Raw genomic sequence first — 8,456 nt, 5'->3', positions numbered from 1 at the left:
AAGGTACCTATATCCATATAGGCAAGGCAAAAATTTTGCTATTTAGTTGTTCTAAATGAGAAATTTTTAACGAAGCTAATATGCTATTTCACCCTTCAAATTGATTAGAGAATTAATTCAATTGGTATTAGTACCCCACCGCAGCGCTATCTGCGCGTCTTGGATCTGAGGAGCCAAATAGACCTTGATCGGTAAGCATGATTGACTGAGTTGAACCCATTGCATTCTGCTCTGAAAGTGTGTGTCCTTTGTTTTCTAATAGACGTCGAGTATCCACATTTAAGCTACGTTCAATACGAATTTCATCTGGTAACCATTGGTGGTGAATACGCGGAGCCACGGTTGCTTCAGCGATGTTCAAGCCATGATCAATAACATTCATAATAATTTGTAGCGTGGTGGTGATAATACGCGAGCCACCCGGGCTACCCGTTACCAAAAAGGGTTTACCCTCTTTCATTACAATCGTAGGTGTCATCGAACTTAAAGGGCGCTTCTTTCCTTCAACGGCGTTAGCTTCTCCACCAACCAAGCCAAAACCGTTTGGTGTGCCGGGCTTTGCCGAGAAATCATCCATTTCGTTGTTAAGTAAAATGCCTGTGCCAGCCGCGACAATACCTGAGCCGTAGCTAAAGTTGAGCGTATAAGTGTTACTCACTGCATTGCCCCACTTATCTACCACAGAATAATGTGTGGTTTGATTACTCTCATAAGGTAATAATTTACCGGGCTTAATCTCGCGACTTGGCGTCGCTTTGCCTGCATTTATTTGTTTACTACGCTGCTTTGCATATTGCTTATCCACCAATGCTTTAACGGGTACGTCGTAGAAATCGGGGTCGCCCAAATATTCACTGCGGTCAGCATACGCACGCTTCATGACCTCAGCCATTAAATGGACGGTAGCGGCACTATTATGTCCAAGCTCACCAATAGGATATTGCTCCAGCATGTTCAGCATCTCTATGATATGCACACCACCAGATGAAGGAGGTGGCATAGAAACGATGTCGTAGCCGCGGTATGTGCCTTTTACCGGCTCACGCTCTACCGCTTTATAGCCTTTTAAGTCATCCAGCGACATAATGCCACCAGCTGCTTCTACCGCAGCAACAATTTTCTTTGCTGTCTCGCCCTGATAAAAGCCCGCGCTGCCTTTTTCAGCGATCAGCGCTAAAGAGTGGGCAAGATCTGCTTGCACCAGCCATTCATTTGGCTTGTAGCTGCTACCATCTTTTTTATAAAACACGGCCTTAGACGCCGGCACACTCAGCATTCGTTCTTTAATGTAACTATGAGAAAGCGAATTGGCTAAATCAGAGGTCACTTTAATGCCATCACGCGCCAATTTTATTGCAGGCTGAATAACTTGGCTAAGTGTCATGGTGCCATATTTTTCGAGTGCTAACTCCATCCCCATAACCGTTCCGGGAACGCCCACGGCAAGGCCGTGTTGAAGGCTTAGCTTTGGGTTTACCTCGCCGTTTTCATCAATAAAGATATCTTTGTGTGCACGACTCGGCGCCATTTCGCGATAATCAATCGCAATGGTTTTATTCTCTTTTGCCAGATGCACTAGCATAAAGCCACCGCCACCGATATTTCCGGCTCTTGGCAAGGTCACGGCAAGACTAAAACCTACTGCGACAGCCGCATCAACAGCATTGCCACCTTGCTTTAAAACCTCTACACCAATTTGACTAGCAAGTGCCTCTTGGCTAGATACCATGCCGTGTTCAGCCCATATTGGCTGTGCTGTGGCTTTAGAACTAAATATTGGTGACTCGTCAGCTTGCACCGTGTTACCAGACGCTACACCCACGCACAAGGAAACAGAGCAAGACCACACCAAGGCTGTTAATTTACGCATCTTCATCCCGTTTTTTAATTATTCTCATATTGCAGTGTTGCATGAATAAAAAGACCAAACAATATCGATGCGTTGGAGTGAATAATCAAAATAGTCCTAAAACGATTACAGCTGCTTTAACTGTATTAAAACACTAATCCTAGTTCACGTAACTCGCGCTCAGCTTGCGCCGCATTAAAGAACTGAATGCCATGCAATCCGACCTGCTTTGCACCTTCAACATTCGCTAAGACATCATCAAGAAAAACACAGTCATCTGCCGCTAGTTGGTAGCGCTCCAGTAAGTGAGTAAAAATAGCTTTGCCGGGCTTCATGCAGCCAAGCTCAGCAGAAATAATTTCTCCGTCAAAGTGTTGCCAGAAAGTATGACGCGCTTTTAGGTGGCTCACAATCTCGTGCACATTATCGGTTAAGGCATATGCACTATATCCAGCTGCCTTTAGGCGCTGCATCAGTGAAAGCGTGCCATAAAGTGGGATCAGTGATTCTTTGATATAAAAGAACAGTTCGTCAGCTTGCTCAGAGGTTAAGTGATAGGTTCGTATAAAAGCGTGCTTGGTGTCTGCTTCTGTCAGTTCGCCTCGGTTAATCGCAAACCAAATCTCACTGTGGAACAGCTGCTTAGCTAGACCCTCAACGTCACATTGGTTGCCAAAGGTAAGCCGAACTATCTCCTCTGGTGACCACCTCACAAATACGTTACCGACGTCAAAAATTACGTGTTTAATATTGCCAATTGCCATCCTTGAACCTCTTTAGTTAGTTTGAATATGAGCGTTTATTATGCATATCTTTATCACTTACGCACGACTAATTTGGTAGACTCCAATGAAATAAACTCAATTCTGCATTTGTTGTAAATACTCGCTAAAAAAGGCCAGAAATGCTTTGACTTGGCGAGGTTGAAACTGCCTAGATGGATAAATCGCTTGCAACGCGACTTTGTCTGAGTCCGTTGGACTAAATCCCAATGTTTGAGTTGGCAACAACTCCTCCAATCGCCCCGCTTTAATATCTTTGTGAACATCCAGCCATGACTTGATGGTGATCCCAAGTCCTTGAATAGCCCAGTTTCGTAGGACTTCACCATCTGAACTCACTAAACAGGTAGGCACGGTTTCAATGATGGTTGCTTGCGTGTCTCTATCGAGAAAATACCAATCGTTTAGCGCCTGTCCCGCTCTTTCCAGCACTAAACAACGATGTTGCTGTAATGCTTGATAGCAATCTGGCGTACCATACTGTTCGAGATAGTTTGGAGCGGCCACCAGCATTCTGCGGTTGTTTAACAAAGGCCTAGATATCAAACTGCTATCATTTAAATTACCATAGCGAATGGCGATATCAGTGCCAGACTCAACTAATTTAACTAAGCCCTCCCCTAAGCTCAAGTTAACCACCACCTGTGGATGCTGCGTGGCAAACTCCGCAACGGCGGGAACCACGTACTGACGGCCAAAGTCTGAGCTTGCCGCAATTTTGAGTGTGCCTCTCAAATCGGGATCGGCATCTTGCAATAACGCCTCCGCGGCCGCGACCTCCTCAATAACTCGCACGCAGCCTTGGTAAAACCGCTCTCCCGCTTCTGTTAGTTTGATACTTCTGGTGTTTCGAGTCAGTAAACGGGTTTTATAGTGCGCTTCGAGTGCATTGATCCGAGCTGTCATGCTCGCAGGAGAAAGCCCTAATACTCGCCCTGCCGCAGCTAAGCCATCAGAGCGCACCACTTGAACAAAAAGCGCCATATCGTCTGCTTTGCTTTTCATTATTCACCTTTTATGAAAAGTAATTTTATATAAAAGCCAATTATCAAATATTAATAAACAAATAGACTGTTCTCAACGCATAAATCGCTAACCCAATGGAGGTAACACACCATGCAGTTAGATCACTTTTTGTTTAGGGCCCATGACATGGCAAAGATGGCAACCTTTTTTGAGCAGGTGCTTAGGCTTAAAGAAGGCTTACGTCCACCTTTTCCATTTCCAGGAAAGTGGTTCTATGGCGACCAACAGCAACCTTTCATTCATCTGGTTGAACAATCACCACATACCCAAGCACAGACTGAATACCTCGGTTCTGCGCAAACCGCAAGCATGGGTACTAGCAACATAGATCACATTGCATTTCGTGGTGACGATTACCCCGGGTTAATCACCCGATTAGAGCGTTTTGGCGTTCGCTACGAGGAACGAGATGTCCCTATTAGCAATGAGCACCAAGTTTTTATCTTTGCACCTGAATCTCTAAAAATTGAAGTGCTATTTCCACGCCACATCAACTCACTAATCCAATAATTAGGAGAATACTATGTCTGATCCATTGTTATTTACGCAGAAAAAACTCGGTAATTTAATTTTACCAAACCGCATTTTGATGGCGCCAATGACTCGCTCTCGAACAACACAACCGGGAGATATTCCAAACCAGTTGATGGCAAAGTACTACGCTCAACGCGCTTCGGCAGGGCTTATCATTAGTGAAGCCACGCAAATCTCTTGTCAGGGCAAAGGATATTCATTTACTCCCGGAATTTATACTGCTTCGCAAGTTGCAGGATGGAAAGAAATCACCCATGCAGTCCATCAAAAAGGTGGCCGTATTTTCTGTCAACTTTGGCATGTCGGCCGTATGTCTCACTCCACTTTTCATGAAGATGGCCAGCCCGTCGCCCCCTCAGCACTCGCGCCCGACGCACAAGTGTGGGTGGTCAATGAAAAAGGAGTGGGTGAAATGGTCGATTGCCCAACACCACGCGCACTGGCAACCCAAGAAATACAGAGCATAGTCGAAGATTATGTCCATGCGGCTGAAAATGCCATGATGGCGGGGTTTAATGGCGTCGAGATCCACGCTGGTAATGGCTACTTAATCGACCAGTTTTTACGCCGCAGCTCTAATCAACGCCATGATCAATATGGTGGCTCGAAGGAAAACCGAATTCGCTTTGCGGTTGAAGTTATCACCGCGATTAGCCAAGCAATTGGGCCTGAAAAAGTAGGGATCCGATTAGCGCCTTTTATTACTCAACGTGGCATGCAAGACGAAGAGGCCATTGATACTATTTTGCTCGCCGCGGAGCACTTTAACCGCTTAGGCATTGCCTATGTGCATTTAGCCGAAGCGGACTGGGATGATGCGCCGGTCGTGACGGAGAGCTTTAGGCAAGCACTAAGAAGAAAATTCCACGGCGCCATTATTGTGGCGGGAAATTACGAGCCAGAGCAAGCCGAAGCCCTTATTGAACAAGGCCTAGTCGACTTTGTGGCTTTTGGTCGCAAATTTATCTCCAACCCAGATCTCGTATACCGTCTGACTCATCAATTACCTTTGAGTCCAATCAACCCTGATGCGCCTTTGTTTGGTGGTAGCGAGCAGGGCTACACCGACTATGCAGATTTTCAACAATTAAGAGCAAAAGGTGCAATATGAAACCATTATTACTGAATTTTTCCCTAGCCTCCATGGCATTACTTGGTGCAACCAATGCAATTTCAGCACCTGAGTTTACATTAGAAAGCCCAGATCTTGTTGCCGAAAAATCTATTCGGCCATTTCAATACTGGGATCAATTTGGCTGCGAGGGTAACAGCACACGACCAACCTTAGTTTGGTCAAATGCACCTAAACAAACCAAGAGCTTTGCGGTGACGTTTTACGATCAAGACGCGCCAACCGGCAGCGGATTTTGGCACTGGCAAGTCTATAATCTGCCCAAAGACACAACTAGGCTTGCAGAAACTTTACCAAGCCAAGCCGTTGAAGGTAATACGGATTTAGGAAATCCAGGGTACTTTGGCCCGTGCCCGCCTATTGGTCGCAAACATAAATACACCTTTACCGTGCATGCACTAGATGTAGACACACTCCCCGTGCCAACTGGTGCAACGGCACCACTTACTGGATTTTTTATCCACCAGCATAGCTTAGCGCAGGCAACACTTTCTGTGTATGCCGGCCCAAGAGCCGCAGGAGAATAACCATGCGCACCACGTTGACCACAAGTATTCGAGCACTACTAACGGCAATCGCCCTGCTTACAGGCGCAGCCCACGGCGTCGAAGTAGAATCTGGTCATTACTGGCCTGATGATGCTCAATTGGTGATCTCTATCTCCATGCAGTTTGAAGCAACCGCGCAAGACCCAAGCGATCCTGGGCCATTTCCTCAGCAAGAAGCGGGCTACCCCGACACCATCGCTCCTACTTGGTATCAGTATGGTATGAATGAAGGGATCCCAAGATTGCTCAAGCTTTGGGACAAGCATAACATCAAAGTGACGTCCCACATGGTAGGAAAAGCTGCTGAGCTTAACCCTAAACTTGCCAAAATGGTGGCAGAAAAAGGGCATGAAATTTCAGGCCATGGACAAAGCTGGACACCACAATATTCAATGACCCTCGAAGAAGAACGGGCGTCTTATATTCACAGTGCAAACGTGCTTGAAAAGATCACGGGACAAAGACCAAAAGGCTTTAATGCATTTTGGATGCGCCACTCTGAGCAAACATTAACTATTTTGCAGTCCCTTGGATTTATCTATCATATAGATGACCTATCTCGGGATGAGCCTTCGTTTACCCCGGTCAATGGCAAACCCTTCGTGGTGGTGCCTTATACCTTTAGAAATAACGATATCGTGCGCTATGGCGGCAGTTCCGCAATGACAGCAAAAGCCTATTTGCAAGAGTTAAAGGACGAGTTTGATGTGCTTTATGAAGAAGGAAAATCCCAGCGCCGGATGATGTCTATCAGTGCACACGACAGGCTCGCAGGCAGTCCGGCTCGCGTAAAAGCACTTGACGACTTTATTCGCTACGCGAAATCGCATCCAAAGGTTAAGTTTATGCGCAAGATAGACATAGCCAAATGGACTCTAAAGCAACAAGACGTACCAACCAACCCAGAACGTGTGTTTTAGGGGTGCTAGGTAATGATTAAACATGCTTTAATTTTAGCGCTAAGTGTCAGTGCGACACTAGCATTAGCGGCACCCAATAAGGAGTTACCCGTAGCAAAGGTTGCGCAAATTTGTGACTCAGCACAATGTCAAACGGCCGCGAATGCCGCATTGCAATACGCTGCTTTTTGGCACAGTGGAGACACTAAGTTTGCGAGACAGGCACTAAGTAACGCATTTACTGATATGACATTACCAAGAGATAGAAAGCAAGGCTTGAAAGGCGTGCTAGAAGCCTCATCAGGATTTCGTCGCGCAGTGCCAGACCTGAAAGCAGAAGTCGAACACTTACTAGTCAGTGGTTCATTTGTCACGGTACGACTACGTTTCTTTGGGCACTTCAGCGGCCAATTTGGTGAGCACCAAGGAGCAGGTCAAGCCATTGATTTCCGAGCTGTCGATGTTTACTACGTTGATGGTGAGAAAATCACTAAAAATTGGCATCTAGAAGACTACCATACGCTCTTTGAACAAATGCAGATTAGCGAATAAAAAATTATTGTCATAATACCGAGGCTCCGACTTGGAGCCTATTTAACAACACGCTTGTATTCTACATTCCTTTAAATCAATTGATTATATACAGTTTTTATCAACAATCTGTTCTAATACGGTCACTAAATTAGGTATTAGCAAAAGTAGATTTATCGCAGTGCAATCAATAAACCAACTTTCTCAACAGTTCATTTCCCTGTGTAAAGATAAACGTAAACTCTCAGATCACACCTTGAAAGCATATCAAATTGACTTAAAGCAGTTTATGCAGGCACTTGATGAAAATAAAAGCATTAAAGATATTAGCAAAGTAGACTTATCACAGTTCCATCAATTTCTAGTTGATTCCGAGCTATCAAACACATCAATAAAGCGCAAAATGGCGTGTGTAAGGGCTATGTTCCAGTGGCTTGAGCGAGAGGAATTCATCGAGCTTAATCCTTTTCATAAATTTCAGCTAGACATTAAGCTACCCAAAAGATTGCCAAGAAACGTACCACACTCAGACTTGAAACGCTTGCTCAAACAAGCCAGAAAAAACTGTAAAAACTTATGGGTAGAATCATCAAACACATATAGCGTCAGTCAAAAGCGCATGCTAAATGAATTTACTTCACTGATCGCGTTAGAACTTATGATTAGCACAGGGATCCGAGTATCTGAGCTTGCAGGGATTTGTTTAACTGACATCTACATCAACGAAAAGAAAATTAAAATCTTAGGTAAGGGAGCCAGAGAAAGGTTTGTGTATCTCACAGACCAAGAAATAGCCAAACTACTCAAGAACTATATTGAAAGCCGCGCTATTTGCGCACCACATTGCGATCATTTACTGATTAATAGCCGCGGGGAACCCGCCTCAACGCAGTTCTTACGCAAACTAATCAAAAAACTTAGTCAACAAGCATACACCCAACTCAAAGTCACTCCACACATGCTAAGGCACAGCGCGGCATGCGAACTACTTGAATCAGGCCTCGACATTCGCTTCGTCCAACGGTTGCTCGGACACAGTAGTATCTCAACCACGGAAATTTATACCCATGTTACCGACAACGCGCTGCAAAAGAAGATCACAAAAGCCAATGTAAGGAAACGAATTGCTAGTTAGTAAGGATAACTACTAATTAT

At 45.1% G+C, this 8,456-nt stretch carries 9 protein-coding genes; 6 read left to right on the top strand and 3 right to left on the bottom strand.

Features of this window, described 5'->3' with window-relative positions:
• Positions 1–127: 127 nt before the first annotated feature.
• The 3 genes from ggt to CWC03_RS22490 form a co-directional block, all read right to left on the bottom strand.
• Positions 128–1,870 carry a gamma-glutamyltransferase gene (gene ggt, locus CWC03_RS22500; protein ID WP_138583745.1) on the bottom strand — a complete coding sequence of 581 codons (1,743 nt, stop codon included), beginning with the start codon at positions 1,868–1,870 and terminating at the stop codon, positions 128–130.
• 125 nt (positions 1,871–1,995) lie between these two features.
• Entirely contained in the window at positions 1,996–2,613 is a 618-nt protein-coding gene (locus CWC03_RS22495) for an HAD family hydrolase (protein ID WP_138583744.1), read from the bottom strand.
• Between the two features lie 96 nt (positions 2,614–2,709).
• A complete protein-coding gene (locus CWC03_RS22490; RefSeq protein WP_138583743.1) occupies positions 2,710–3,636 on the bottom strand; it encodes a LysR family transcriptional regulator in 927 nt (308 codons plus the stop codon).
• Positions 3,637–3,747: 111 nt separating this feature from the next.
• Here CWC03_RS22490 and CWC03_RS22485 point away from each other — a divergent pair, with 111 nt between their 5' ends.
• From CWC03_RS22485 to CWC03_RS22460, 6 genes are all read left to right on the top strand, one after another.
• Entirely contained in the window at positions 3,748–4,167 is a 420-nt protein-coding gene (locus tag CWC03_RS22485) for a VOC family protein (RefSeq protein WP_138583742.1), read from the top strand.
• 13 nt (positions 4,168–4,180) lie between these two features.
• Complete coding sequence (locus CWC03_RS22480) at positions 4,181–5,302, top strand: alkene reductase (protein WP_138583741.1); 1,122 nt, start codon at positions 4,181–4,183, stop codon at positions 5,300–5,302.
• Positions 5,299–5,850: a YbhB/YbcL family Raf kinase inhibitor-like protein gene (locus CWC03_RS22475; protein WP_138583740.1), complete on the top strand. Its 552-nt coding sequence runs from the start codon at positions 5,299–5,301 to the stop codon at positions 5,848–5,850. Before CWC03_RS22480 ends, CWC03_RS22475 begins: the two co-directional genes overlap by 4 nt.
• Positions 5,851–5,852: 2 nt before the next feature.
• Entirely contained in the window at positions 5,853–6,791 is a 939-nt protein-coding gene (locus CWC03_RS22470; RefSeq protein WP_138583739.1) for a polysaccharide deacetylase family protein, read from the top strand.
• 12 nt (positions 6,792–6,803) lie between these two features.
• Entirely contained in the window at positions 6,804–7,322 is a 519-nt protein-coding gene (locus tag CWC03_RS22465; protein ID WP_138583738.1) for an ester cyclase, read from the top strand.
• Positions 7,323–7,482: 160 nt separating this feature from the next.
• Entirely contained in the window at positions 7,483–8,436 is a 954-nt protein-coding gene (locus tag CWC03_RS22460; RefSeq protein ID WP_138583737.1) for a tyrosine-type recombinase/integrase, read from the top strand.
• The last annotated feature ends 20 nt before the right edge of the window (positions 8,437–8,456 follow it).

It is taken from the genome of Pseudoalteromonas sp. S2755, from assembly GCF_005886535.1.
Classification (GTDB): Bacteria; Pseudomonadota; Gammaproteobacteria; order Enterobacterales; family Alteromonadaceae; genus Pseudoalteromonas.
Note: the sequence above shows the minus strand (reverse complement) of the source record. Positions and strands in the feature narration are given on the sequence as shown.

Bases quoted from the DNA above. Each gene is read 5' to 3' on its own strand.
- CWC03_RS22470 (WP_138583739.1), top strand. From the start codon at position 5,853: ATGCGCACCACGTTGACCACAAGTATTCGAGCACTACTAACGGCAATC.
- CWC03_RS22490 (WP_138583743.1), bottom strand. From the start codon at position 3,636: ATGAAAAGCAAAGCAGACGATATGGCGCTTTTTGTTCAAGTGGTGCGC.
- CWC03_RS22475 (WP_138583740.1), top strand. From the start codon at position 5,299: ATGAAACCATTATTACTGAATTTTTCCCTAGCCTCCATGGCATTACTT.
- CWC03_RS22485 (WP_138583742.1), top strand. From the start codon at position 3,748: ATGCAGTTAGATCACTTTTTGTTTAGGGCCCATGACATGGCAAAGATG.
- ggt (WP_138583745.1), bottom strand. From the start codon at position 1,870: ATGCGTAAATTAACAGCCTTGGTGTGGTCTTGCTCTGTTTCCTTGTGC.
- CWC03_RS22480 (WP_138583741.1), top strand. From the start codon at position 4,181: ATGTCTGATCCATTGTTATTTACGCAGAAAAAACTCGGTAATTTAATT.
- CWC03_RS22495 (WP_138583744.1), bottom strand. From the start codon at position 2,613: ATGGCAATTGGCAATATTAAACACGTAATTTTTGACGTCGGTAACGTA.
- CWC03_RS22465 (WP_138583738.1), top strand. From the start codon at position 6,804: ATGATTAAACATGCTTTAATTTTAGCGCTAAGTGTCAGTGCGACACTA.